Source organism: Sulfurovum sp. TSL1, from assembly GCF_019972135.1.
In the GTDB taxonomy this organism is placed as follows: domain Bacteria; phylum Campylobacterota; class Campylobacteria; order Campylobacterales; family Sulfurovaceae; genus Sulfurovum.
On sequence record NZ_BPFI01000001.1, the window covers coordinates 509,078 to 533,409 of the forward strand.

The following is a 24,332-nucleotide window of genomic DNA, read 5'->3' on the forward strand; positions in this document are numbered from 1 at the left end:
TGCTTTCTACCTACATTTTATTATGAAAAAGTTTTTCATCCAGTTGATCTAATACGGATGAAAAAGATTCATTTTTGATGTATTGTATCTCAGCGGCATTAAATGTCAGGCTAAATACCCTGTTACGGTGTTTGAAGCTATAGTTTGACATCTCATGTTGCATATTGCTGATATGTTCCTCTACTTCGTTTTCATTCATGTCATGCATAAAAATGAGAAAGTTGTCTTTCAAATAACGAACGATCTCATAATGACAATGTTTCTGATCCAGATAACCGATCATATAATCACTTACCTGTTTTATGAGTGTATTACCTATATTTGAATCATACTCTCTAACGATCTTGTCATAATCTACGATCTTGATACTTATCAAAAATCCATAATCCTTAAATGTTTCATTCTTATTGAGTTTATCTTTAAATATCCATAATCGATTTTTGGTCTCCGAAATATCATCTGAAAAAAGTTGTGTACGCAGAGTATCCACAGCAGATCTAAGGACATTCAGCTCCCTCACATAGTCTCTGCCTGAATCAAACCAATACTGCTCCATTTTTTTAAGCGATTGCATAGTGTTCATGATCTCATCTTCATCCGCAGAAACTCTATGAAGACTTTCTTCTTTATGTTGATTGTCGATTTTTTCCATCTCTTCAGTAAAGATCTCTAGATACTTAGAAGGCATGACGATCTCATTCTTTAACGCTCTAAGCATAGCTTTTTCCGTTATGTGTACCAGTTTTTCATTATCGTTATACAATGTTATCTCCTTTCGAGCCAAATGTCGCTGTTACATTGTCCCAATGTTCCGGCTTATGCAAATGATACCCTTGCAGATAATCTACACCGATACTTTTTGCCAGTCTCATAATATGCGCATCACTGATATATTCAGCAATGGTTTTGATCCCGAGATCATGACAGATCTTCACCATATTCTCCAGGATGATCCTGTATTTTATATCATCGATCTTCGATACCAGTGAACCATCCAGTTTGACACAATCGATATCAAGATGCACGATATTGTCAAAATTGGAGAATCCACTGCCGAAATCATCTATAGCGATAAGTACCCCCTGTTTTTTCAGTGCAAAGATAAATTCATTGACCTGTTCAATATCTTCGATCTGCTCACTCTCTACGATTTCAACCGTTAAACGCTCTCCTATATTTCTCTGTTTGATCTGTTGTATCAAGGTGTTACAAAGTTCAGAGTTGTTGATATCCAGATAAGAGAGGTTCAGGGTCATGGCAACCTCACAGTGATCCATGACATCAAACACTTTTTCTATCATTTGGGACATCAGCTGTGTATATAAACGGTATTCCTTTGATTTGTCCATAAATACTGCCGGTGATAAGACATGCCCGTCATCGTCCATCAATCTCATAAGACTTTCAAATTTACAGGGAACACTATTATTATCAGCATCAAAGATACCCTGAAAATATGGGGTGACCGTCTCTTGTTTGATATTATGAAGCAGTGTCTCATAGACCTTATTAACGATATGTTCATTCTTCTGGATCGAATAACTGTCATAAAAGACATAATTCTTGCGTGATCTTTTTGCTTCCTGCAATGCTTTTTCCGCATAAAGCAAACTGACAGAACTGTCTGCTTTTGTGGCACCAAAGGTCGTATTGAGATGAATATGGCTATCCTCAGATACAAAGAACTTATGGTTTGCGATGCTATCAGAGAGTTGTTTCACCACAAATTCAAGCAGGCGATGATGTAAACCATGTTTGATGAATAAACAGAGTTTGTCTGCATAGACATGATAGAGTTCATAGGAAAACACTTCCAAACCCTGTTTTTTAAATACACCTGTGGTCTCCATCTCTTTCAGGGTATTTTCTATCAGCGTTTGCATCTCATTCACCATACGTGTACCGGTTTCATAGCCATAGAGGATATTGATATCATCAAATGCAACGATGTCGATCAGTGAAACGATAGCAATATCATTGTACGAAGAGATCATTTTCTGGTGATCCTGCATGGTTCTACCTGATGATATAACAGAAAATGGCCTCTTTGTGTTCTCATCGGCCAATATTTTTTTATCCGGTTGAGGAAGAGTCGCACCCATATTCGTTCCTTTTTTATCTAAGTCAACTTGATGTTTGATCTCCATCAGTTTAAGTAAGGCTTCATCTCTTGTCTGAGCATCTACTCTTTTTTTGATCGGTTTGCCGTCAGCATCTCTGTAGGTAACGTAGTAACCTGTGACCTTGCCATCAGATTTACGATAGAGTTCACTGACACCTTTATAGTGCTTGTCAGTGATAGTTCTGATTGGCATTTTTTCCTCCGATCTCCATTAAACTTTTTTTCTTAAAGATATTTTCAAACTGAAAATATCTAAACCATATTTTACTATTGTAGTCAAAAGTTACTACATATGTCAAGTTAATGTAGTAACTTTTAAATATAACCAAATAAACATGCTATAAAAGGCGATAGAGGGAACCAAATAGCATATTATATATTTATTAATATAGCATGACTCTAAAAGTTACTACAATTTCATTCCTACTTTATATTAATAAATATTTATCATGGGATCACGAGAAAGAAAAACGATTTTCATTCTTCCCTACTCCATTAGGATGGTTTCTGTTATACTTATAAAAGACTAGTTAAAACAAGGTATCCAATGGGCAGTGAAATAACCCACCACCCCCCCCCGTCAATCAACTTGGCATAGACAAAGCCGTCGCCCTGATAGATGATCTGATGCATATGGACCATTTCCCCGAGAAAGCCCTTCCCTCCCATGACCTGCAACTGGTACAGAACAGTGCAGTCCTGAAAATAGCTGAAGGTGTGCACTTCGGGTTTGAGGATGAGGAAGAACGTTTTGATCTCACGCTGGTAGAGAACTTTGACCGTCACAATTTCACGCAACTTAAGATCTCAGAAGTCTTTGCCCATACTACCCTGGAGAGACCTCTCATCGCCACAGCGGAAGATGGTACGGATCTAACGGATGAGTTGATATCCAATCAAAACGGTGCGATCTCTCTCAAAAAACCTCTCATGCCGGCAATGATCACCCTGGACAAAAAGATCATTATGCAAGATTGTCTCTGTTATCTCTTGGAAGACTATTAAGATTTAAATTTTTCATCCTTTATGTTTAAACATAGTTTTTTTTCAAAAATATCAAATAGATCGCTACAGAAATGCCCGCAGAACCCAGGATCATCAGCATGACCATGATCTGATACCGTACAGCGATCAAAGGATCAACCCCTGAAAGTATCTGACCTGTCATCATTCCCGGTAAAGATACCAATCCCACAGCAAAGAGTGCATTGATTATGGGGATAAGTGCTGCTTTATAGGATGTTGCTCTGGCATCACTATAATTATTTCCTCTTTCTAATTCACTCTCAAACCTCTCAGCAGAGATACTCACAGCATTCATAGAGTTTGCAAATATCATACCCGCTATAGGTATAAGAAATCTAGGCTCATACCAAGGGTGCAAGTCCAATACACCAAACACTACCATCAGCAAAGTAAATACTCCACCAAAGAAAATAGCGATAAAAGCATGAAGGTAGAGTGAGTTTTGTCGTTTTTGAACCGGACGCAGTGCGATGACACTTGCAGCGATGAGCATTACACAGAGTATTATGATCACAAAATAAGGGGAGTTTGCATCAAAGATGTATGTAAGTACATATCCGATCAAGATCAATTGTATCAACATTCTGAACAGTGCATAAAAAAGTGTCGTCTTGTCTTGTGTCCAACGCATATAGATCACGATCACTATAGCAACGGGAATCATGACCCACAAAAGGTTTAAAAATGAGATATCGTATATAGATGTATTCATAGATATATTATAGCAAATTCCCCTCTGCTCCACTCAAACTTGATCTCCACTTGTCAAAATCATTTATCCAGCATCATTTTAACACGCTTGATTAAAATTTAATCAAGCGACTATACATAAATTGCTCCATTATTGTTATACTTGAAACACAAATATTGGAAAGTAATTTAAGAGGTCTAAATACAAAGTGTCATGCTTTGTATTTACAAGTGCCTGAAGTGAATTAAAACCTCCTTTTTGAATACGATGTAATCTCTCCTTATCTCACTTCAGGTACCTGTAAATACAAAAATTTCAACTCTTAAAAATTTCAATATGGCATAGGTATACCCCCCCCATGTAGAGGCTATACCTATGTCAAAAAACGTATAAGTTTTTTTAAAAGGAGGTAAGATGAAATATGTACTTTTAAAAAAGATCATATTCCCGCTGTTCATAGTGATCGCCCTATTGACTATATGGAGCGTCATCGCAAGTGTGGTGGACGGGTTCCCGACTTCTGCCGATACCTATGTAGCAGCTTTTGGAGGAGAAGATGCAGAAGGAGATGAAGTCGATGGTGTTTTCTCTGATCCTTTTTTTATAGATGCTGAAGATGATAAAGGGATCTTTTGGCATCTATTGGAATCACTGAAAAGCGTTTTTGGCGGATTTGCACTTTCACTGATCATAGGAATTCCTTTGGGGATACATATAGGCATGAGCAAAAATCTGCAATATGCCTTTGATCCTTTTATTCAGATATTGAAGTCTATATCGCCATTGGCATGGTTGCCCCTGTTACTTTTTATCTTCAAAGATATAAAAATGACAATGATCTCAACCATCTTTCTTACTTCTATCTGGCCGGTCATGATCAACACGGTTGCAGGTGTACGCAGTGTCAGTGAGGATTATATAAATGTGGCCAGGATCTTAAGATTTACAGCACTTGAAAAAGTAGTACAGATCATTCTCCCCGTTGCTGTACCGCACATCTTTACCGGGATGAGACTCTCAGTGGGACTTTCCTGGTTGGTGATCATCGGTGCTGAGATGCTGGCCGGGGGTATGGGTATAGGAGCGTGGATCTGGAATGCATACGATGACCTTGCTTATGCTCATGTGATTATTGGCATTATCCTGGTCGGATTGATCGGGTTTATGTTGGATCTGATGATGAGAAAGGTAGCCGATTTCTTTGATTACACAAAAAAAGGTAGAGCGTCATGAGTGAATTTCTAAATTTGAAAAATATTGAAAAAAAGTTCCCTGTTTCTGGAAAAGAAGCGTATATTGCACTGACCAATGTAAATCTGGAAATTAAAAAAAATGAGATCATTTCTATCATCGGACACAAAGGATGTGGCAAATCAACGCTACTGAATATCATCTTGGGTCTCGAAAAACAGACCAAAGGGGATATTACCCTGAATGGAAATAAAGTGACTGAACCTGGACCGGACAGAGCAGTCGTATTTCAGCATGGCTCTTTGCTTCCATGGCTGAGCGTATATGAGAACATAGAGATGGCCATTAGAAAAATCATGCCTGAACTTGATGCACGCGCCTTACGTGAACGTGTAGAAAAATTTGTCTCCATCGTAAATCTGGATGCAGCAAAAGACAAACTTCCGTGTGACATCTCCGGAGGTATGAAACAGCGTGCCGATATCGCAAGGGCCCTTTCTATCAAACCGGATGTCTTACTGCTGGATGAACCTTTTGCCGCGATAGACTCTTTAACAAGAAGTACGCTGCAGGAACTTTTAATGGATATACAGCAGAGTGTGAACACTACCATGATCATTATGACACATGACATAGATGAAGCCGTACTGCTCAGTGATCGAGTGGTCATGATGACCAACGGACCTGAAGCAACCATTGGTGAGATACTCGAAGTAAATCTGGAACGTCCGAGAAACAGAGTGGAGCTTCAACATGATCCTGAGTATATCAGATGCAGAGAAGCCATTGTGGCTTTTTTTTATAAAAAATTTGCCAAAGAAGACGAATAAGATCATGCACTTTTTAAGCTTTTGCCGGATCTAAATGCACATCCATTTGCGGGTAAGGAATGGAGATACCTTTTTCATCAAATGTAAGTTTTACTTTTTCAATGGTATCAAAATGTACATCCCAGTAATCTGCAGCTTTGACCCATACACGTACCGTAAAATTCACAGAACTGTCTCCAAGTTCACCGACACCTATAAAACTTGCAGGATCTTTCAATATACGTGTATCCGCATCAATGATCTCTTGAAGGGTTGCCTTTGCCAGTTTCAGATCATCATCATACCCTATACCAAATACAAAATCGACACGGCGTTCTTCTTTTTTAGAGAAATTCGTGATATTACCCGAAGCAACCGCACTGTTTGGAATTAAAATGACCTTATTGTCCGGTGTCAAAAGGGTTGTGTTGAAAAGTGTGATCGCTTCCACTGTACCGCTTTCCCCTGCTACAGTAACGAAGTTCCCTACTTCAAAAGGACGGAAAAGTATCAAGATCACACCCGCACCGATGTTTCCAAATGTACCCTGGAGTGCCAAACCTATAGCCAAACCGGCAGCACCCAATATCGCTATGAACGAGGTTGTATCGACTCCTAAATTGTTGATCGCGGCTAAGACCACTACGACCATTAGAAGTATATCGATTATACTGGCTATAAATGCACTGAGTGTTGTATCGATCTCTCCGCGTTCCATGAGTTTTTTAATGAAGGAAGAAATTTTATGTGCCACCCATTTACCAATGACAAAAATAGCGATAGCACCGATCACCTTTATCCCATATTCAGTACCGTACTGTATGGCCATATCTACATATTTATTGACCTCTGTGTTTGTTACTTCCATTGTATCCCTTTATTTTTTTAACATTTTTTTCTAATGTATGACTCAACATTAGAAATGTTGTATTATAGTATGATATTTTGATAACATTCATAGTGTGAAGCAGTGAACGTCATATGATCCCTCCTGATTTGACACCCCATGTGGTTCTCCATCTGCTCTTTACCAAACTAAGTCCTGCGATAGCGATCAGGGCATTTGCAGCGATAAACATGAATCCTATCGTATAATCCCCGAACATCAGTGTAGATGCCCCGAGTATCATTAAAATACCTACACCTCCAAGAGCACCTGCTGCACCGATGATACCTGTCATAATACCTATATCTTTGGAAAATCTTTGCGGTACAAGTTGAAACAGAGCCCCGTTCGCCATACCGAGATTGGCCATAATAAGTAACATAATAAAAATGGCAAATTCAAATGACAATCCAATAAAAGCATTTATGAAGATAAGCACTGCAACACTTGTAAAGAAAATATAAAGTGATTTGATCCCTCCTATTCTATCGGCAATAGCTCCGCCTACAGGTCGAAGCAGCGCACCAGCCATAATACAGAATGCTGCAAAGTACCCCGCAACCACATGAATGTTCCCTTCTCCCAATACTTCAACTCCAAATACCGCCATCTCAGCAGCATACATTGCCATAAGGTAGACTTTCATATACATAGCAAATCCTACAAAAGCGCCAAAGCTTACGGCATAAAAAAGGTTGAACCACCATGTATCCCTGTCCTTTAAGAGTCTTACATAGTCAGAGAGATTTTTTGGTCTTGGGACATACACCTCTTTGGGTGCATCTTTGGCCATGAGAACATAAACAATAAAAACGAGTAAAGATAAAACCGCCGCCACAAAAAATACCGATTTCCATCCCCAGATCTCAGCGATCTTGGGGGCAAAAAGAAAACCAACTACCACACCCAGATTTCCTATACCCGCGATACCAAGTACGACCCCCTGTAATCTTGGTGGATACCATTGCCCTGCCTGCGGTAAAGCCACGGCAAAGGATGCCCCTGCAAAACCGAGTCCGACACCCACGAACAACAACTCATCATAAGAGATATGCTCACCAAATGATGTCACATAAAATAAGGTCAATATAACTATAGCCTGTGCTCCCAAAGCGGTCTTTTTAGCACCGATCTTACCCACAAAAAAACCGAGTACGACACGTAATAATGATCCTACGAGTATGGGCACTGAAAGGAGTGTCGCTGTCTCGGAGGATGTCATCAAAAATCCATAATTGGCCAAACTGTCCGTGATCTCTGTTGCAAGTGGCGCGAGTATCGTCCATACCATAAAACTAAAATCAAAATACAAAAATGCTGCAAACAAAGTAGAGGGGCTCCCCTCCCCCTTTAAACGTTTAATACCTATCATGTATACTCCTTGAGGACAAGTTAAACAGTATAGTAAAGTATACATAAAAATGATACGAAGAACCGGGATGGTGTGATTAAATATTATACATGCTTATGTTAATACGACATACCCATATTGGATATACTTTAAGAGGAAGTTTTAGAGGAAAGGAGCCCATATGCGAATCACACGACTTATCATTTTTTTCATTTCTACGATGATACTTTACTGGATCGCAATGGCAGGCTTATTTATCTCTTTTGCATACTCTAAAGGCTGGATACTCGCAGACTTTGAGTTTATCGATGCCAAACAGGCTATCGTACGTTTAACTGAAGACAGTAACATCACACTGCTAGATGTAAGAACTGTAAAAGAATATGAAGAGAAACACCTCAAAAATGCTATCAACATACCGGTTCAAAAACTTGACAGCAGTCTAAACAGACTGGAAAAAGTGAAATCCAAACCTATACTGGTCTATTGCCGGTCAGGAAGCAGAAGTATCAAAGCATCGCGTATTCTAGACAAATATGGGTTTACCCCTCTGAATGTAGAAGGCGGCATCATCGAGTTAATGCGTAATGATGCAGAGATAGTAAGATGATCTATATCTCATAATTTGGATGATATAGGGGAAAATACACTCACTTCTTATATAAAAAAGCGGTGTGAGTACTGATCAAGACTTATTTTGACCATCCTCATCCTCGTAGATACTGAAGATCGGTGCAAATCCCATGAGTTGTAGTTTTTTATCAAGCGCCTTTGCATCAAATCCGCTTATTTTTACAGATGACAACAATTTGACCTGTTGTTCTCTACTCAATCCTGCCAGCTCCAACTCAAACTCAATCTCTTCTAACGTCATCATATCTCCTTATGCAAACTGCTACTGCATTATCTATATTTTTAAGGATTGTAGCATGCAATGCTTAGAGTTGAAATATTTTGATAACTCCATCCTTTATATCGTGACTACGAGTCAAGATCGAATCGGTCCAGATTCATTACTTTGTTCCACGCAGCTACAAAATCATGTATGAAACGTTCCTGCGCATCCAAACTGGCGTAGACTTCAGCCAGGGCACGCAGCTGGGAATTTGAACCAAATATCAGATCGACGCGTGTAGCAGTCCACTTTGGCGCACCTGTCACACGGTCACACCCCTCAAAAATATCTTTATCCTCAGAAACTGCTTTCCATACCGTACCCATATCAAGCAGATGGATGAAAAAGTCGTTCGTAAGCAACCCTGGACGCTGAGTAAAGACACCATGCTGCACATGATCAACATTAGTATTTAAAACACGCATACCACCTATAAGTACTGTCATCTCTGGCGCGCTGAGCGTTAGCAGTTGCGCCCGATCTACGAGCAGCTCTTCAGCGGAGACGGAGAATTTTGTCTTCAGATAGTTACGAAAACCATCAGCGAGCGGTTCAAGTACATCAAATGCGTTCACATCGGTTTGTTCCTGTGATGCATCCATACGGCCCGGTATAAAGGGTACCGTGACATCATGACCGGCACGCTTCGCCGCCTCTTCAACACCTGCACAACCTGCCAGTATGATAAGATCTGCAAGTGAAACCTTCTTGTTTCCAGACTGTGTGTTGTTGAACTCGTTCTGAATGCTTTCGAGTATGGCAAGCACTTTTGAAAGTTGATCCGGCCGGTTCACTTCCCAATCTTTCTGCGGTGCCAGACGGATACGCGCCCCGTTCCCACCGCCGCGTTTGTCAGAACCACGGAAGGTCGAAGCAGATGCCCAGGCTGTTGAGACCAGTTCTGAGACAGAAAGACCGGAATCAAGCATTTTGGCTTTAAGCGTAGCAATGTCTGTATCATCGATCAGTGCATGATCCACAGCAGGAATCGGATCTTGCCAGATGAGATCCTCATCTGGCACTTCAGGACCAAGATAGCGTGACTTCGGCCCCATATCACGATGGGTCAGCTTGAACCATGCCCGGGCATAGGCATCTTGAAACTCCGCAGGATTTTCCAGGAAATGTCTTGAGATCTTTTCGTACACAGGATCAAAGCGGAGAGAGAGGTCTGTGGTCAGCATGGTTGGTGTATGACGTTTTGTTTTATCCTGCGCATCAGGTATCGTATCGGCTGCGTTTATGGCTCTCCACTGATAGGCCCCAGCAGGGCTTTTCGTCAATTCCCATTCATAATGGAAAAGGTTTTTCAGGAAATTACTGCCCCATTTCGTCGGTGTGGAACTCCAGGTCACTTCCAGACCACTGCCGATCGTATCTGCACCTTTTCCTGTGCCGTAACTGCTTCTCCAGCCCAGTCCCTGCTCTTCGATCCCGGCTGCTTCAGGTTCAGGACCGACATGCGCCGCATCTCCTGCACCATGGCATTTCCCGAACGTATGACCTCCTGCGATCAGGGCTACTGTCTCCTCATCGTTCATGGCCATTCGCCCAAAGGTGTCTCTGATATCTTTGGCTGCCGCAATAGGATCCGGGTTGCCGTTGGGACCTTCAGGGTTGACATAGATCAACCCCATTTGAACTGCGGCAAGAGGGTTTTCGAGTTCCTCATGATCACCGGAATAACGCTTGTCATCCAACCAGGTATCTTCCATACCCCAGTAAATGTCCTTTTCAGGTTCCCAGATATCTTCACGCCCACCTCCGAAACCGAAGGTCTTGAAGCCCATCGATTCCATCGCAACGTTTCCTGCGAGTATTATCAGGTCAGCCCAGGAGATCTTTTCTCCATACTTTTGCTTCACAGGCCAGATCAGTCTACGGGCTTTATCTAAATGGATGTTATCAGGCCAGCTGTTAAGGGGTGCAAAACGCTGGTTTCCACTTCCTCCGCCGCCTCTACCGTCACCACTACGGTAAGTACCGGCACTGTGCCATGCCATACGGATGAACAGTGGACCATAATGACCGAAATCAGCCGGCCACCACTCCTGTGAGTCGGTCATAACCGCCAACAGATCTTTTTTTACGGCTTGAAGATCAAGGCTGTTGAATGCTTCAGCATAGTTAAAATCATCGCCAAGAGGATTGGAGAGTAAAGAGTGTTGGTGCAAGATATCGAGCTTCAACTGGTTAGGCCACCACTCCTGGTTGGACTTACCGCCACCCGAAGTGTGTTGTATAAATTTTTTGTTATCAAACATGGCATGATCCTTTAAAAGATTAAAGTGTATTGAAAGATGCCATGAGAGACATCTAAACCGTTGTAGAATGGGTAAAAATATTCACGTTTAAAGTGCTTCTGTATGTATATTTAACAATTATATTAAAATTATTTAAAAGTATAATAAAAACTTAAGCCATCTGATGTATTATCTCACGGTTCAATTGTATCTGGATTATATGCTTTTCAAGTACTTGATTTATAATACTAAGTAGTCGATTTAAAACCTTATAAAATTATGTATTTTATAAGGTTTTGGAAACAAGACACTTTCGATATAAATCGTGCACAATTTAATAGTGGCAATTTATATTTCCATTGTCTACTTCTTTGACAAATCGTATATGATGAGAAACTTGATACAATTCCCCATCTATGCCTTTTCCAACTATGATAATTTTTCCATCTTTTTTCATACTAATACTAATATAATCAGGGATAGTCTTATTAAAAAAATTCATGGTAGCAATAGTTGCATAAGTATTATTATTTATAAAAATTGCCAGTGATTCAAATTGAACATCCGATTTAATTTTCAAAGTAACACCATTAGTACTTTCTTCCATTGGATCTGGAATACAAAGCAAGATTTTCCCCAATATTGGTTCTCTTGAACCATATAAGAATGTTTTAGCAGTTTCGCTATCTTTTATTTTCCATACCTTTTGATCTGTGTATTCATTTTTAATTAAATCTTGTGAACTAACTTGCCGAACTTTCACATTTTCATTATGCATACTTTTAATTCTTTGATCAGTATGCCCAAGACTATCAATATAAGATAACTTAATATTTTTAGCATTTGGCCTTTTATTTACAAAAAAGCTGACTCCTAGTATTCCTCCACTTAATGGATTTGACGAAGCATCGTATACTTTATGGCCATCTAGTTCAAGCGAAAAATATGTTACCTTAACAAAATCTTTTACTTTCTTCGGGTATTTAAACTTTACATTTGTAAGTATGTCATGTGTAAAATCATGAATAATAAACCCAACTTTATACTTATTGTCTTGTCCAAATAACTGTAAAGACATAATTAATAAAATTAAAATAATTTTTCTCATTTAATTCTTCCACTTCTTGAATAAAGGATTATAACAAAAGTCAAAACATTATAATCTAATATAGAATATGGAAAGAATGAAGACCTCATAGAGTTATATATTTTATAAGGTTTGAAAACAAGACGTTTTAGATATACTCTGAAGATTGAAATATCGTCATAGAAGGACAAAGTGTTTGGCTAATAAATAGTTATGCGTCACTTACAGATAAATTCAACAAAGGCACTAGATGAATCGTTTCATATATTTATTACTTTTAATATCTATAAACCTTTTTGCTTTAGAAGAAATAGATCAACTATTACAAAAGGGTATGATCCGTACAGCAACAGCACAAGATTTTGATAGGTGGGAAAGGCAAAAGCAAAAAGAACTAAAGGTTTTTATGAAAGAGCTTCCTTCTATTATCAAATGGGAAAAACAAGCAGATATACTAAAGGCTGTAAATATAGAACCACCTTCTCTTAAGGATGTAAAAGAATATGTTTCATCTAGATTACCTATAGAGAGTAGCGGATATATCATTCTAAAAAAAATTACAATTCCAACAAGTTTTTATCAAAAAGATTCAGCAACGTTCTTTTTAGAAAAAGGTGTTCCTTATCCTGATGGTAAACTTGGGCATTCAAAACTTTACGATTTCAATACAATGTCATGTCAGGGCTTTGGATGTAGAAATACTAAAAGTGACAAAATCAAAAAACTGTATTCGCAATGTGAATTCAATAAATTTGAATTACCAGATGACATTCAGATCTATGCAAGTGATGCTCCCAATGGGCAAGTTACAGGACACACTATTGATGATAGCAACAAAGGTGCATTTTTAGTGAAAGTTGTGGTCAACTCACCGAATAAACCCGTTGCCCTGCTTCTTTCATCATATAGTCCGTGTATTTGGGATATCAAGTGGACAGAAGGGACTAAAATTGAAGCTGTTTTTACAACTGGATATTATGGGCAAGAGGTAAGCGGTTTACCGAAAGACATACCTATAGGAAGTAGTAAGCGTTCTAACGGTGAGCATCCATGTTATTTAGCCAGTGTTTCTCATAAAATAAGAGACCTGGTAAGAATAAATACTTTTTCTAATAAAGTATACGGGAAAAATACTACTGTACTTTATACGGACAATTATAAAAATGACACTTTAATAATTGGAAATGAAATCTCAAAATCGACTAAGCGATATTCTTCAAATGACAATTCTATTGAATCGTTTTTTACTACAACAGAACCAAATGCTGGAAATGCTGGAATGGAATATTTGCTCAAGAACAATATGATTCGAAGAGCAACAGAAGATGACTTGAATACGTGGGCACAAGAAAGATATAAACTGTACTTAAAGCAGTTAAAAACATCTAGTATCAAAGCTACAGCAATGAATGTAAATATGAATTCATTCAAACCTATTTGTAGTTATGATAATGGCTATATTATCTTAAAAAAGATCAGAATACCCGCTGGATTATATGGAGGCAATTCGGCTGTCTTCTTCTTGAAGAAAGGTGTTCCTTATCCAGATGGTGACCTTGCACATTCCACTCTTTTTGATTTCAATTCACTACAATGTAAAGGTATTAGTTGCGGTGTATGCAGTGATCAAAGTCAAGTGTCAAACAATTAATGACTTATGGCTATTTTAAGTATAACACCATAACAAGCACGGGGAAACTATTACTCTCCTTAAACATTATGAATGTTTTATCCCATAAGAATCAAAACCTTATAATCTAACATAGATTATGAGGGGCAAGAAAACCTCATAAAGTTATATATTTTATAAGGTTTTGCAAACAATACATTTTAGATATACTTCTAATACATAATTTTATAATGAAAGAGAAAATGATAAATGAAAAGAATAAAATTGAATTATTTTTTTATCATATTACTTTTATTGACACTAAACATAAATGCATATTCAAATGACTTTCGAATAATACGTGCTCAAGCAGTCCTGGATGGGAATATAGTCAAAATAAAAGTACAAATAAAAAGTAATATGATTGATAAAGATACTGCATTAAGGAAAAGAATTAGACCGGAGTACATTTCACATGTTACTGCAAAAGTTAACAATAAAACTATTTATGATATCGCAACTAGTGCATATTTAAATAAGACTCCATTATTAAGTTTTCAATATAAATCTCATGCAAAAAATGACATTATTGAGTTTTTTATTACAGACAATAATGGAAAACAGATAAAACAATCTATTCAAGTGGATCATAGCAAAAGAAAGCAAACTATTACAAAACCAGAAAACATATATTTTTTAACTGATAGTAATCTCACTAAACCAAAATTATGGGAAGCAACAACAACAAAAGAGGCTATCAATGAACTATATGGTTCAATCACTCCTATAAATGGGCATATTAAACTCACTGTGCCATCTCTTGTTGCTAACCATCGTGATGTTCCCATACATATTCAATCGAATGAAAACCTAGAATCATTTGCAATTTTTATAGATAAAAATCCACGTCCTACTATTGCAGTAGTTACCAATCCACTAGATGGTATTATTGATTATAAATTTCTACTAAGAATGGTGACCACTCTAGATGACGTCTATTATCCTATAACAATAATAGGTAAAGGTAGAGATGGAAAGTTTTATCAAGTTAAAGATGTGTTGAATCTACCGTGTTCCATGGATGAAAAAATTTGATGAGGAAAGACTAAAAAAAGAAGCATTTGAGAAACCTTATAATCTAACATATTTTATAAGGTTATTCGCTGTAGCGACGTTTGCAGGCTATAAATTCTCCTCTATCAACAGAAAACCTTATAAAATGTTCTATATAGGAGGTTTTATAATGAAATTGGATTTAATGAAAATCTTTTTATCTAATTAAATCAAGATTCTTCAACATCTGCCAATGTCAAAGCAAAAAGTACGTTGACCCCGTGAGAGATCAGTACTTTTTGTGCCTCTTGCAGTGTGATACCCGTTGTAATGATGTCATCTACGAGTATCACATCCATATCTGATTTGCCTTTATAGAGAAAATCCCTGGGGTTTTCCAGACGAAACTGTAGATTTTTACCCGAATAGTTCACTCTGTTTCGTGCCATGAGTACACTGTGTTGTATGATGGAGTTCTTTGTCTTCATCGCTCTTGTCAGAAGTGACACATGAGAGTAGCCGCTTTTAACATATTCATCTATGCCTACGATGTAGACATCTCTGTCATCAGACTCAACAAATTCTTCCATGAAGGGTTTCATGGTCATGTTGGCCAACGCTTTGTAGATACGGTATCCTTCGGGTTTGTGTTTAGTGTGCAGCAGTGTTTCAAGGGTAGAGTACTTAAAAAAGCTAATGACATCCAGTGTTCCTACTTTTCGTGTACTGATCGTAGGTATAAACAGTTGTTCCACACATTGCTTACAAATGATCTTAATACTTAATTTTGAACATGAAAAACAACGCATAGTAACCCTTTTTTATTGGCTATATCAAGCCAAAATATTCGGCCATTGTTATTGAAGATGATCCTAATCATAAATAGAAAATAATAGATAGTATATCTAAGTATTTATTGTAGCGAAATGGTATAATATCACATTAATTACAAGAGAGTGTATGTATGATAAAAAATAAGATCCATTATATGATAGTAACAGGCATTCTATTACTTATAAGTGGATGTGGTTCCGATACGGTAGAACCGGATAAAAAAAAGCATAAAGCAGCCGGTTTTCATACCAATACATCGATGTTTATCGCTACCATTGATAAAGAATCACCTACGAAAGAAGATCGTAATGCTATGATAGATGAATTTATCATGAAATCGAACCTTCAGTGTCAACACTACTTGGACAATCCGCTCAATAAATCATCATCCAACCCTAAAAAACAAGGGCTCTATATGGATATTTTTGATGGGGTAAGCCAGGCATTTGGCGTGAAAAATATCACGGATGGTGCCAAGAAACTTTATAAAAAAAGTAATGACAGTGGCAGCAATAAAGCAAAAATAGCCTATGAAAATGCACTTTCTCCCGAAATTAAACGGGGTGTAGAAATTGCAAGAGAAACATATGCCCAAAAGATGATGCTTCGAAAAACCAGAATGATAGAAAGTTACACGATAGCCATGCTGGAACGGGATATGGAAAATTATGATAAATTATGCAGTTATGAAACGGGTTTGATTGAGATACATAAAGCATTAAAAAAGGCTCAAAGACAACCCAAGATAAAACCTTTTTCTCCCAAAATAGATCCTACCACCATCAAAAATAAAGTAGAAGCTGTTACAAGAGAGGCTGAAGCGAATGAAGCATCCAACGTAAAAATAGATGTAAAGGTTATAAAGGCTAAAGAATCAGAAGAAGAGAGTCAAAGCCAAACGATCAATGACTCAGAAGAGCTCAATGGTACTGCATTTTAAAGATCAACAAAATAATCTATCCGCTAGATAAGCTTATTCAATGCCTCAACTGCACCCAAAGGAAGCCCGATCTCTGCGCCAAAGCTCTCTCTTGGATTGATACGGATCAAAGGAACATCAAACCTTCTGGCTATCTGTTCAGATGTATTTCTGACCGTTGGTACAGCGGTGCCTGCTCCCAGTTCAACGATGGCAAGATTGGCACCCTCTTCTTCTAAAGTATCCATCCAGCGGCTCAGTCTCTCTCTTTGTCCATCGGTACGGGCATACTCCCACCCGAAGTCTCCGAACATTAAAATATTGGGGCGTGCCATAGCCCCGCAGAAAGGACAGGAAGGCAAAGGCTCTTTGGCTTTAAACCCCTCTTCTATCTCTATAAAAGTATCATCCGCACTCCAGAGCATTCCCTGACAATTGTCGATACACTGCATGTGGTGAATGGAGCCGTGACACTCCATGATCTGCTCTTCTTTGAAGCCGGCTTTCTGAAACTGACCATCGACATTTGATGTAAAGATACGGGAACCATATTTTTTAGTATTAGATAGTTCCAGAAGTAATTTAAAACCTTTATGAGGCACGGTGTCACGGTAAAGGTGCAGCCTGTGCCCATAAAATGCCCAGGCCAACCGGGCGTCGGACTCAAACCACTCCGGATTTGCCATCTCTTCAAAATGAAGCCCCAACTCCTTGGCCTTTGGATAGGCATTCCAAAACCCCTCTACCCCTCTAAAGTCAGGCAATCCGCTGTCCACTCCCATCCCTGCTCCTGCAGTGATGAATATAGCATCCGCTTCTTCCAAAAGTTGTTTGGCTTTATCTACGTTTTCTTGTATATTCATAGAAAAGATTATAGCATATCCAAAAAGGATTGCTACACTATTCTACTACATTTGAGCATCATGATCTGTTTGCTCAAATCAACATATATTGGCAGACTTTCTCAAAATAATAATGCATATAGAGTTATAAAAAATAACAAATACTTATGCATATATTATCTTTATACAAAATCTTATACATTATATTTAATTTTATAATTTTGAAAAAACAGGTATTTTATGTATACTAAATAGTTGGCATAAAAATGAAATGAGGTGCGAGAGAAATATCCGAAGCATTGGCAGAGAAAATTGTTATTAACCATTTAATCGAACAGGAGAAAATCATGAGCATGAAAGAGTCATACGAGCAAAAACTACAGGCACAGCTAGACGAATGGGGTGCCCAGATCGATAAGCTTAAAGCGAAAGCAGACGGTGCGGAAGCTGACATACAGCTTGAATATTACAAACAAATTGAAGAATTACGGTCTATGCAGAAATCGGCTACCGATAAACTTTCTGAGTTAAAGGATGCTGGTGACAACGCATGGGAAGATCTCAAAGCAGGCATTGACAATGCGTGGGACTCTCTAGGCAATGCAGTGAAATCAGCTGCTTCAAAATTCAAGTAAATATCATACTTGATCTCAATCATTAAGGAGGTTACAAATGAAATTACATATCCGGACATTGATGTTGATCGGCATACTTGGTGCTACGCCAGTTTGCTATGCGCAAACTTCAGACGCTAACACTTCTATAGAAGAAGTTAAGAAAGAAACGCAAGACCTGCTCCAAACTATCGGTGCATATACTGCCGATAAAAGGGATGAAGCAGTTCAAAAAGCAAAAGATGGCCTGAATAAAGTAGATAAACGTATTGACGCGTTAGAGGCGAGAATCGATAAAAACTGGGACAATATGAACGAAGCTGCGCGAGAAGAAGCTCGTGAAAACCTTAAGGCCCTTCGCAAACAGCGTAATAAAGTGGCAGAGTGGTATGGCAGCATGAAGACCAGTTCAGCCAATGCGTGGGAGCACATGAAAAAAGGATTCTCTGACGCGTATAAGGCCCTTGAAGATGCCTGGGAAAAGTCTGAAAAGGAATTTAACTCAAGTAAATAGATTTGCCTAACAATCTCGCCAACTCGTACTACCCAAAGCTACACACTTTATTGTGCCGCTTTGGGTAGAAAATTACACGAACATTATATTTACAAATGATTTAAAGTAGACAGCATACAAATGCAATACAGCCTTGCATTCAAATTCTACACCCATCAAAAGTTAAGGGAAAAACATGCATAGAAGAAAAGCACCAAAAACCGTCAGTATCACTGCTGCAGCTGCAACCTTGACTCTTGAGCAGTCAAGGGCCAATGAATCCATCTACTGTATGGAGATGAAATCTAAAGATCCCAATAATTTGGGAAATTCAGAACTAAAGCATACCACAAATGACGATCAAAGATCATGACATTCCCTCTTTTTCTTAAGACAAGTATGATTTGGTTTGTTATAGTCATCTTAGCTATAGCAAATGCTATCTTCAGAGAAACTGTTTTAGTATCACTGCTTGGTCAAAACATTGCAATGCCGCTCAGTGGAATACTTCTCTCACTTATTGTGTTTATCGTTACGTATCTCTTTTTTCCCCTCTTTGGTAAAAACAATATACTGATTTACTTTCTTATAGGACTTCAATGGGTTGTAATGACACTGTTGTTTGAATTTTTATTTGGACACTATGTGATTGGTAAATCATGGTCCAGTTTATTACAAGTGTTCAATATCATGAAAGGCGATCTCATGATTTTGGTCTTGCTTGTAAGTTTAGTTTCACCTATTTTAGTCGCAAAGATAAAGAATAATATTTTATAATATGTAATAAAAGATGAGGAATAGACAATGCGTATGAATCACAGAGACAACCATATTCACAGGAGAAGGAATAAGGCACTTGGAGTTCCCGAACTCATTGCAATCGCACTTGGCGGTATGGTCGGTGGTGGTATATTTACCATTTTAGGTATCTCTGTATCAATGGTCGGAGTCTTTACGCCGCTGGTGATCATTCTTGGCGGGTTGATAGCCTCTCTTGCGGCTTATTCCTATATCAAACTGGGTGTTTATTATAAAGATGAAGGTGCCACTTACTCATTTTGTAAAAAGACTTTTCCCAAGTCTCCCTTTGTTGCATCTTTTATCGGCTGGTGGGTTATATTTGGATATATAAGCACACTGGCGCTCTATGCCTATACCTTTGCTTCATATGCCATCAGCGGTTTCACATTTTCCGATAGTGATCTGGCACGAAAGGTAGTTGCCGGAATCGTCATTCTCTTTTTTACACTGGTGAATATGTGGAGTGTAAAGGGCATGGGGAAGATCGAAGATATTATGGTCTATACCAAACTGGTGATCCTTGTTGTCATCTCATTCGTACTGATGAACAACTCTCAAACCACCCTGCCCGCGTTATATCAGAATCATCAAGAGGTAACTCTCTTATCGGTTTTGATCGTCGCTTCGATTACTTTCGTGGCATACGAAGGCTTTCAGCTTGTCATCAATGCTGTCAATGAAATGGAAAACCCTGAAAAGAATATTCCAAAAGCCATCTATTCTGCCATTTTTCTTGCGGTTGTGATCTATGTTGTTATTTCATTGGGGGCCATATTGGCAATTCCCTTTGATGATATTATAAAAAACAAAGAATACGCCCTTGCATCGGGTACGGGAAATGTACTGGGGCATTGGGGCACAGAACTTGTGATCCTTGGTGCGCTTTTGGCTACGAGCAGTGCGATCAGCGGGACGGTATTTGGTGCATCAAGACAAATGGCCGTCATAGCGAAAGACGGTTATTTTCCTTCTGTGCTTAGCAGGAGAACGAACCATATTCCTGTGTTTGCCATTATCTGTATGGCACTTTTCGCATTCTTGCTTGTACTTACAGGCAGTCTGGAAGTCATTCTTGAATTCGGAAGCATTACATTTCTATTGGTCTCATTTCTCATGGCCTATGCCAATTTTAAAATTCGCAACTTAACCAACTCATCGTTATGGATCACTACACTTTCTATTGTCGGTCTACTCTTTGGTATTGTATTTATTTTATATTATGAGTTTAACAACAAGCCTCAACAACTGTTATTTATTGTGGGTCTCTATGTTCTATTGACCTTATGTTCATGGCTCTATTCAAGAAATAAACTACCCCCTCACCTATAGGGAATTCACCGATCAATAGATCAACGGTACGAACATAAATCCGTAAAAATCTTCTTTTTCGATCTCTCTCTTTGAGACCTTTAAAAATTTAAAAATAGACTCTCTTACCAGTATTTTACTTGCCATTACACAATCATTGCATGATAGTATTGTATTGTATATTTATTCTATATGTGGAACTAGAGAATAAACTAAAGAAGTGTGTGCTCTGGTCAATGGTGACGTTGTCCTAATACAAGAAAAAACAACATCTGAAGGAAAGGATAGAGAAATGAATGATACAGTTACAAAAAGTGCTATTGATATCTTAAACAGAATCATGGAGGTCGAATTGGCAGGTGTTGTACGTTACACCCATTATTCCTTAATGATCTATGGCTACAATAGGTTACCCATAGTTGATTGGATGAAAAGTAACGCTCAAGAAGGGTTAGATCATGCACATAAGGCTGGTGAGCTTGTAACGCTTTTGGGTGGTCACCCTTCACTTAACATCGGGAAGCTGCTTGAAACAGCGAAGCATGACATTGGTGATATCCTTCGAGAAAGTCTAGATCATGAAAAAACAGCACTTGAATCCTATTACGAGTTATTGAAACTAACAGAAGGTGGTACATCAGTGCTTTTGGAAGAATATGCTAGAGAAATGATAGTGGCAGAGGAAATGCATCTTGATGATGTGAACAAAATGTTAAGACACCCTGGTGATGTTGAAGTATTTAAATCCAAATGAAGCACTGCCTTATCCATTTTTATGGGATGTTTTTGTATTACCATGTACTAGGCAGATAATGAAAAAGAACTTATTTTAAAATCTGAAATCAGATGTCCAAAATCTGGTCACAAAAAAATGGAAACCATGCCAACAGATGCTTGTCGTCAATCATAGATAGAGCCTATAGCAGTCAATAGATCAACGGCACGAACACAAATCCGTAGAATTCTTCTTTTTTAATCTCTGTTTCAGAGATCTTTGTAAATTTAAAAATAGACTCTCCTATGGGTATCACCAGAATACCGCCTGTTTTCAATTGTACAAAAAGTTCTTCGGGAATTTCATCCGCTGAGGCAGAAACAAGTATCCTGTCAAACTGTTCACCAGGCAGGCCAAGCTTATCTCCTGCCCTTTCAATGTGGCAATGACTGTTAAAACGAAATTTAGACAGATTTTCGCTTCCCTGTTCTACCAGTGTCTCTACCCTTTCAAGCCCGATCACACTGCCTTTATCTCCCACCATATAACAAAGAAGTGCTGTAGTCCACCCTGACCCCGAACCAATGTCCAATACCGTGTTTCCATCTTTAGGGTCCAGACGTTCCAGCATAAAAGCAACCGTTGAAGGCTGGGAGATGGTTTGGTAATTGCCTATGGGCAAGGGCATATCTGCATAGGCCTCATCTGCATACTCATCAGGTACAAAATATTTTCTGTCGATCGTTCTAAAAGCATCAATGATCAGTGGACTTTTCAACATACCGGATGAGATCATAGCATCCACAAGTCTATCCATGGTTTTCATCTACTGCTCCACGAATGCTGCGCTCATATACCCTACGACTTGTGATTCGTCACCACTGGCATCCGCGCTCGTACGATAATCCAACAGAACAGATCTTAAGCCGTTCTTTTTTGCTGCAAGCAGCATCGCTTCCACACCGATCTTACCACAGGCTTCACACCCTTGATGCAGTTGGGCGGTGCTCAGTTTTTTTACCGCATCCAAACAGATACTGTCAAGTGCATTGGCCTTTTTGATATCATAATAGTGGCTCAGGTCCGTACTGATAACGACGGCCGTCTCACGGTCAGCAAGAAGATACTCGATCACTTCTGCCAGTTTTTCGGGTGACTCATCACCATAGACCAACTCGACTACGGATACATCCGGTGTGTAGGTTTTGACAAAAGGGATCTGCACCTCTGTACTGTGCTCATGGTGGGCTTCAGGAACAAACGCTAACTCAAAACGCTCTTTCAGATCTATGACCAACGGTTTGTCGATGAGCAATGCACCAAGAGGAGTATGATAGGTATCAAATTCAGAGATACTGGTCCCGGTGAGATAGACCCTGTGGCTAGGGCCTATGATCACCACACGTGTGATAGCTGAATTAGATAACAGTCTTAATGCGATGTTCGCAGTAAAACCACTGTAGACATATCCTGCATGCGGTACAATGACCGACCTGGGTTTAAGGTGCAATACACTACCTTTTTCTTTGAGATGTGCATCAAGGATCTGATTGTAATGTTCCAGCATGGCGTGTATCTCATCCGGACTGGATGGATAGAACTGTCCGGCAACGGCTGCTTCTCTTGTACTCATGACCATACTCCTTCTATCTCTCTGTGACACTTCGGACAGTGACCATCTTCTAACTTGTTCACCGTCACATCATATCCGCTGCGGTCGATCACCAGCGTTCCGCACTGAGGGCAATGTGTATCAGCATGCACCGGCACATTCCCCAGATAGATATAGTACAGCCCGGCTTTTTCCCCTATCTTTTTGGCACGCATGAGCGTATCGAGTTTTGTTCTCTCATGGTCCATCATCTTATAATCAGGATGGAACGCACTTAGGTGCCATGGGACATGTTTACCAAGGTCATTGGCAATAAACGCTGCCATCTCTTCAAGGTCTTTATCGCTGTCGTTCTCACCCTCGATAAGCAGTGTGGTGATCTCGACCCATATCCCTGCTTTTACCATTCTCCTCAGCGTGTCTTTGACCTCTTCCAGTCCGCCTTTGAGCACTTTCTTATAATAGCTGTCATTCCAGCTTTTAAGATCGATATTTGCAGCATCTACCCAGCTTGCCATATCAGCGATAACCTCTGGTGTTTCAAAACCGTTAGAGACAAAAAGGTTTTTAAGCCCTTTTGCTTTGGCGATCACTCCTATATCTTTGGCATAAGGATAGAAAATGGTCGGTTCATTGTAGGTGTATGCAATGGATTCTGCGCCATGTGAAATGGCCAGTTCCACCATCTCTTCAGGGCTTACCTTGATGGATTCATTGACTTTTTTCTCTTGGGAGATATCCCAGTTTTGACAGAACGGACATTTAAAGTTACATCCGACTGTACCAAAGGAGAGTGCTGTACTTCCGGGAAGTACATGGTTCAACGGTTTTTTTTCTACAGGATCTACATGGACTGCAACAGGATGGCCGTATACCAGTGTTTCAAGCTCTCCGCCCACATTTTTATTGATACCGCAGAAACCTACCTGCCCCTCTTTGAGTTTGCAAGAGTGGCGGCAGAGCAGACAGATGATCCTGTCTTTACCTTCTTCTTTGGTATAATATTTCATATCTTTATTAGTTGTCATCTTGACTCCTTTCATGAGCCAGCCTAGCAACAACAGTTGACTCAACTATTCTTAATCATATCACACACCATTATAAATGTCAATAAATTTTTTAGGGGCTAGACTAGTTTATAAGGTATAAATGCAAAACCTGTCATCTTTGGTTTAAACAGATGAAACAACTTCCTGTCATACAGTACATTTTTTGCTGCTCAGTATTAAGT

The 24,332-nt window shown here is 39.0% G+C and carries 26 protein-coding genes; 13 read left to right on the forward strand and 13 right to left on the reverse strand.

What is annotated here, in order from left to right:
• Positions 1-10 precede the first annotated feature (10 nt).
• Together LDM98_RS02580 and LDM98_RS02585 are read right to left on the reverse strand one after the other, a co-directional pair.
• Complete coding sequence (locus LDM98_RS02580; protein ID WP_223897777.1) at positions 11-763, reverse strand: diguanylate cyclase domain-containing protein; 753 nt, start codon at positions 761-763, stop codon at positions 11-13.
• The gene (locus tag LDM98_RS02585) at positions 756-2,315 is read right to left on the reverse strand and encodes an EAL domain-containing protein (protein WP_223897778.1); all 1,560 of its coding nucleotides are present in this window, start codon (positions 2,313-2,315) and stop codon (positions 756-758) included. Before LDM98_RS02585 ends, LDM98_RS02580 begins: the two co-directional genes overlap by 8 nt.
• A 434-nt stretch (positions 2,316-2,749) precedes the next feature.
• On the opposite strand from LDM98_RS02585, the gene LDM98_RS02590 reads away from it, so the two are divergent.
• Entirely contained in the window at positions 2,750-3,127 is a 378-nt protein-coding gene (locus tag LDM98_RS02590; RefSeq protein ID WP_223897779.1) for a hypothetical protein, read from the forward strand.
• Positions 3,128-3,152: 25 nt separating this feature from the next.
• Here the strand turns inward: LDM98_RS02590 and LDM98_RS02595 are convergent, their stop codons facing one another.
• Positions 3,153-3,860, reverse strand: coding sequence for an ABC transporter permease (locus tag LDM98_RS02595; RefSeq protein WP_223897780.1), 708 nt, complete (start codon positions 3,858-3,860; stop codon positions 3,153-3,155).
• A gap of 393 nt (positions 3,861-4,253) precedes the next feature.
• On the opposite strand from LDM98_RS02595, the gene ntrB reads away from it, so the two are divergent.
• Both ntrB and LDM98_RS02605 read left to right on the forward strand, forming a co-directional pair.
• Positions 4,254-5,072, forward strand: coding sequence for a nitrate ABC transporter permease (gene ntrB, locus LDM98_RS02600; protein WP_223897781.1), 819 nt, complete (start codon positions 4,254-4,256; stop codon positions 5,070-5,072).
• A complete protein-coding gene (locus tag LDM98_RS02605) occupies positions 5,069-5,860 on the forward strand; it encodes an ABC transporter ATP-binding protein (protein ID WP_223897782.1) in 792 nt (263 codons plus the stop codon). The genes ntrB and LDM98_RS02605 overlap by 4 nt, the downstream gene beginning before the upstream one ends.
• A 13-nt stretch (positions 5,861-5,873) precedes the next feature.
• Here LDM98_RS02605 and LDM98_RS02610 read toward each other — a convergent pair whose 3' ends face one another.
• Together LDM98_RS02610 and LDM98_RS02615 are read right to left on the reverse strand one after the other, a co-directional pair.
• Positions 5,874-6,707 carry a mechanosensitive ion channel family protein gene (locus tag LDM98_RS02610; protein ID WP_223897783.1) on the reverse strand — a complete coding sequence of 278 codons (834 nt, stop codon included), beginning with the start codon at positions 6,705-6,707 and terminating at the stop codon, positions 5,874-5,876.
• Between the two features lie 109 nt (positions 6,708-6,816).
• On the reverse strand, positions 6,817-8,097 hold the full coding sequence (locus LDM98_RS02615; protein ID WP_223897784.1) for an MFS transporter: 1,281 nt from the start codon (positions 8,095-8,097) through the stop codon (positions 6,817-6,819).
• Positions 8,098-8,257: 160 nt separating this feature from the next.
• On the opposite strand from LDM98_RS02615, the gene LDM98_RS02620 reads away from it, so the two are divergent.
• Complete coding sequence (locus LDM98_RS02620) at positions 8,258-8,686, forward strand: rhodanese-like domain-containing protein (RefSeq protein ID WP_223897785.1); 429 nt, start codon at positions 8,258-8,260, stop codon at positions 8,684-8,686.
• A 75-nt stretch (positions 8,687-8,761) separates the two neighbouring features.
• On the opposite strand, the gene LDM98_RS02625 is transcribed toward LDM98_RS02620, so the two are convergent.
• The 3 genes from LDM98_RS02625 to LDM98_RS02635 form a co-directional block, all read right to left on the reverse strand.
• A complete protein-coding gene (locus LDM98_RS02625) occupies positions 8,762-8,950 on the reverse strand; it encodes a hypothetical protein (protein WP_223897786.1) in 189 nt (62 codons plus the stop codon).
• 107 nt (positions 8,951-9,057) lie between these two features.
• Positions 9,058-11,235 carry a catalase/peroxidase HPI gene (gene katG, locus LDM98_RS02630; RefSeq protein ID WP_223897787.1) on the reverse strand — a complete coding sequence of 726 codons (2,178 nt, stop codon included), beginning with the start codon at positions 11,233-11,235 and terminating at the stop codon, positions 9,058-9,060.
• A 313-nt stretch (positions 11,236-11,548) separates the two neighbouring features.
• Entirely contained in the window at positions 11,549-12,322 is a 774-nt protein-coding gene (locus tag LDM98_RS02635; protein WP_223897788.1) for a hypothetical protein, read from the reverse strand.
• A gap of 229 nt (positions 12,323-12,551) precedes the next feature.
• Between LDM98_RS02635 and LDM98_RS02640 the strand changes: the two genes are divergently transcribed.
• Both LDM98_RS02640 and LDM98_RS02645 read left to right on the forward strand, forming a co-directional pair.
• Entirely contained in the window at positions 12,552-13,952 is a 1,401-nt protein-coding gene (locus LDM98_RS02640) for a hypothetical protein (protein WP_223897789.1), read from the forward strand.
• A gap of 228 nt (positions 13,953-14,180) precedes the next feature.
• Positions 14,181-15,005: a thiosulfate oxidation carrier complex protein SoxZ gene (locus LDM98_RS02645; RefSeq protein WP_223897790.1), complete on the forward strand. Its 825-nt coding sequence runs from the start codon at positions 14,181-14,183 to the stop codon at positions 15,003-15,005.
• 188 nt (positions 15,006-15,193) lie between these two features.
• Here the strand turns inward: LDM98_RS02645 and LDM98_RS02650 are convergent, their stop codons facing one another.
• The gene (locus LDM98_RS02650) at positions 15,194-15,772 is read right to left on the reverse strand and encodes a ComF family protein (RefSeq protein WP_223897791.1); all 579 of its coding nucleotides are present in this window, start codon (positions 15,770-15,772) and stop codon (positions 15,194-15,196) included.
• A 155-nt stretch (positions 15,773-15,927) separates the two neighbouring features.
• Here LDM98_RS02650 and LDM98_RS02655 point away from each other — a divergent pair, with 155 nt between their 5' ends.
• Positions 15,928-16,737, forward strand: coding sequence for a hypothetical protein (locus tag LDM98_RS02655; protein ID WP_223897792.1), 810 nt, complete (start codon positions 15,928-15,930; stop codon positions 16,735-16,737).
• A gap of 23 nt (positions 16,738-16,760) precedes the next feature.
• Here LDM98_RS02655 and LDM98_RS02660 read toward each other — a convergent pair whose 3' ends face one another.
• A complete protein-coding gene (locus LDM98_RS02660; protein WP_223897793.1) occupies positions 16,761-17,579 on the reverse strand; it encodes a Sir2 family NAD-dependent protein deacetylase in 819 nt (272 codons plus the stop codon).
• Positions 17,580-17,905: 326 nt separating this feature from the next.
• Between LDM98_RS02660 and LDM98_RS02665 the strand changes: the two genes are divergently transcribed.
• The 6 genes from LDM98_RS02665 (at position 17,906) to LDM98_RS02690 (ending at position 21,528) form a co-directional block, all read left to right on the forward strand.
• Positions 17,906-18,193, forward strand: a complete 288-nt coding sequence (locus LDM98_RS02665; protein WP_223897794.1) for a hypothetical protein — start codon at positions 17,906-17,908, stop codon at positions 18,191-18,193.
• A 37-nt stretch (positions 18,194-18,230) separates the two neighbouring features.
• Positions 18,231-18,686 (forward strand): hypothetical protein, encoded by a 456-nt coding sequence (locus tag LDM98_RS02670; protein WP_223897795.1) that lies wholly within the window; start codon positions 18,231-18,233, stop codon positions 18,684-18,686.
• Between the two features lie 175 nt (positions 18,687-18,861).
• Positions 18,862-19,038: a hypothetical protein gene (locus LDM98_RS02675; RefSeq protein ID WP_223897796.1), complete on the forward strand. Its 177-nt coding sequence runs from the start codon at positions 18,862-18,864 to the stop codon at positions 19,036-19,038.
• Positions 19,039-19,064: 26 nt separating this feature from the next.
• Positions 19,065-19,442 (forward strand): hypothetical protein, encoded by a 378-nt coding sequence (locus tag LDM98_RS02680; protein WP_223897797.1) that lies wholly within the window; start codon positions 19,065-19,067, stop codon positions 19,440-19,442.
• Between the two features lie 27 nt (positions 19,443-19,469).
• Entirely contained in the window at positions 19,470-20,795 is a 1,326-nt protein-coding gene (locus tag LDM98_RS02685; RefSeq protein WP_223897798.1) for an APC family permease, read from the forward strand.
• Positions 20,796-21,066: 271 nt separating this feature from the next.
• On the forward strand, positions 21,067-21,528 hold the full coding sequence (locus tag LDM98_RS02690; RefSeq protein ID WP_223897799.1) for a bacterioferritin: 462 nt from the start codon (positions 21,067-21,069) through the stop codon (positions 21,526-21,528).
• Positions 21,529-21,700: 172 nt separating this feature from the next.
• On the opposite strand, the gene LDM98_RS02695 is transcribed toward LDM98_RS02690, so the two are convergent.
• From LDM98_RS02695 to amrS, 3 genes are read right to left on the reverse strand one after another with little or no spacing between them, the layout of a single operon-like run.
• Positions 21,701-22,315, reverse strand: a complete 615-nt coding sequence (locus LDM98_RS02695; RefSeq protein ID WP_223897800.1) for a protein-L-isoaspartate O-methyltransferase — start codon at positions 22,313-22,315, stop codon at positions 21,701-21,703.
• Complete coding sequence (gene amrB, locus LDM98_RS02700; protein WP_223897801.1) at positions 22,316-23,122, reverse strand: AmmeMemoRadiSam system protein B; 807 nt, start codon at positions 23,120-23,122, stop codon at positions 22,316-22,318.
• Positions 23,119-24,129, reverse strand: coding sequence for an AmmeMemoRadiSam system radical SAM enzyme (gene amrS / locus LDM98_RS02705; protein WP_223897802.1), 1,011 nt, complete (start codon positions 24,127-24,129; stop codon positions 23,119-23,121). The genes amrB and amrS overlap by 4 nt, the downstream gene beginning before the upstream one ends.
• Positions 24,130-24,332 lie beyond the last annotated feature (203 nt).

What these genes read in the sequence shown, in the direction of transcription:
- LDM98_RS02585 (WP_223897778.1), bottom strand. Translation starts at nt 2,315, where the DNA reads ATGCCAATCAGAACTATCACTGACAAGCACTATAAAGGTGTCAGTGAA.
- LDM98_RS02590 (WP_223897779.1), top strand. Translation starts at nt 2,750, where the DNA reads ATGCATATGGACCATTTCCCCGAGAAAGCCCTTCCCTCCCATGACCTG.
- LDM98_RS02595 (WP_223897780.1), bottom strand. Translation starts at nt 3,860, where the DNA reads ATGAATACATCTATATACGATATCTCATTTTTAAACCTTTTGTGGGTC.
- ntrB (WP_223897781.1), top strand. Translation starts at nt 4,254, where the DNA reads ATGAAATATGTACTTTTAAAAAAGATCATATTCCCGCTGTTCATAGTG.
- LDM98_RS02605 (WP_223897782.1), top strand. Translation starts at nt 5,069, where the DNA reads ATGAGTGAATTTCTAAATTTGAAAAATATTGAAAAAAAGTTCCCTGTT.
- LDM98_RS02610 (WP_223897783.1), bottom strand. Translation starts at nt 6,707, where the DNA reads ATGGAAGTAACAAACACAGAGGTCAATAAATATGTAGATATGGCCATA.
- LDM98_RS02615 (WP_223897784.1), bottom strand. Translation starts at nt 8,097, where the DNA reads ATGATAGGTATTAAACGTTTAAAGGGGGAGGGGAGCCCCTCTACTTTG.
- LDM98_RS02620 (WP_223897785.1), top strand. Translation starts at nt 8,258, where the DNA reads ATGCGAATCACACGACTTATCATTTTTTTCATTTCTACGATGATACTT.
- LDM98_RS02625 (WP_223897786.1), bottom strand. Translation starts at nt 8,950, where the DNA reads ATGACGTTAGAAGAGATTGAGTTTGAGTTGGAGCTGGCAGGATTGAGT.
- katG (WP_223897787.1), bottom strand. Translation starts at nt 11,235, where the DNA reads ATGTTTGATAACAAAAAATTTATACAACACACTTCGGGTGGCGGTAAG.
- LDM98_RS02635 (WP_223897788.1), bottom strand. Translation starts at nt 12,322, where the DNA reads ATGAGAAAAATTATTTTAATTTTATTAATTATGTCTTTACAGTTATTT.
- LDM98_RS02640 (WP_223897789.1), top strand. Translation starts at nt 12,552, where the DNA reads ATGAATCGTTTCATATATTTATTACTTTTAATATCTATAAACCTTTTT.
- LDM98_RS02645 (WP_223897790.1), top strand. Translation starts at nt 14,181, where the DNA reads ATGAAAAGAATAAAATTGAATTATTTTTTTATCATATTACTTTTATTG.
- LDM98_RS02650 (WP_223897791.1), bottom strand. Translation starts at nt 15,772, where the DNA reads ATGCGTTGTTTTTCATGTTCAAAATTAAGTATTAAGATCATTTGTAAG.
- LDM98_RS02655 (WP_223897792.1), top strand. Translation starts at nt 15,928, where the DNA reads ATGATAAAAAATAAGATCCATTATATGATAGTAACAGGCATTCTATTA.
- LDM98_RS02660 (WP_223897793.1), bottom strand. Translation starts at nt 17,579, where the DNA reads ATGAATATACAAGAAAACGTAGATAAAGCCAAACAACTTTTGGAAGAA.
- LDM98_RS02665 (WP_223897794.1), top strand. Translation starts at nt 17,906, where the DNA reads ATGAGCATGAAAGAGTCATACGAGCAAAAACTACAGGCACAGCTAGAC.
- LDM98_RS02670 (WP_223897795.1), top strand. Translation starts at nt 18,231, where the DNA reads ATGAAATTACATATCCGGACATTGATGTTGATCGGCATACTTGGTGCT.
- LDM98_RS02675 (WP_223897796.1), top strand. Translation starts at nt 18,862, where the DNA reads ATGCATAGAAGAAAAGCACCAAAAACCGTCAGTATCACTGCTGCAGCT.
- LDM98_RS02680 (WP_223897797.1), top strand. Translation starts at nt 19,065, where the DNA reads ATGATTTGGTTTGTTATAGTCATCTTAGCTATAGCAAATGCTATCTTC.
- LDM98_RS02685 (WP_223897798.1), top strand. Translation starts at nt 19,470, where the DNA reads ATGCGTATGAATCACAGAGACAACCATATTCACAGGAGAAGGAATAAG.
- LDM98_RS02690 (WP_223897799.1), top strand. Translation starts at nt 21,067, where the DNA reads ATGAATGATACAGTTACAAAAAGTGCTATTGATATCTTAAACAGAATC.
- LDM98_RS02695 (WP_223897800.1), bottom strand. Translation starts at nt 22,315, where the DNA reads ATGAAAACCATGGATAGACTTGTGGATGCTATGATCTCATCCGGTATG.
- amrB (WP_223897801.1), bottom strand. Translation starts at nt 23,122, where the DNA reads ATGAGTACAAGAGAAGCAGCCGTTGCCGGACAGTTCTATCCATCCAGT.
- amrS (WP_223897802.1), bottom strand. Translation starts at nt 24,129, where the DNA reads ATGACAACTAATAAAGATATGAAATATTATACCAAAGAAGAAGGTAAA.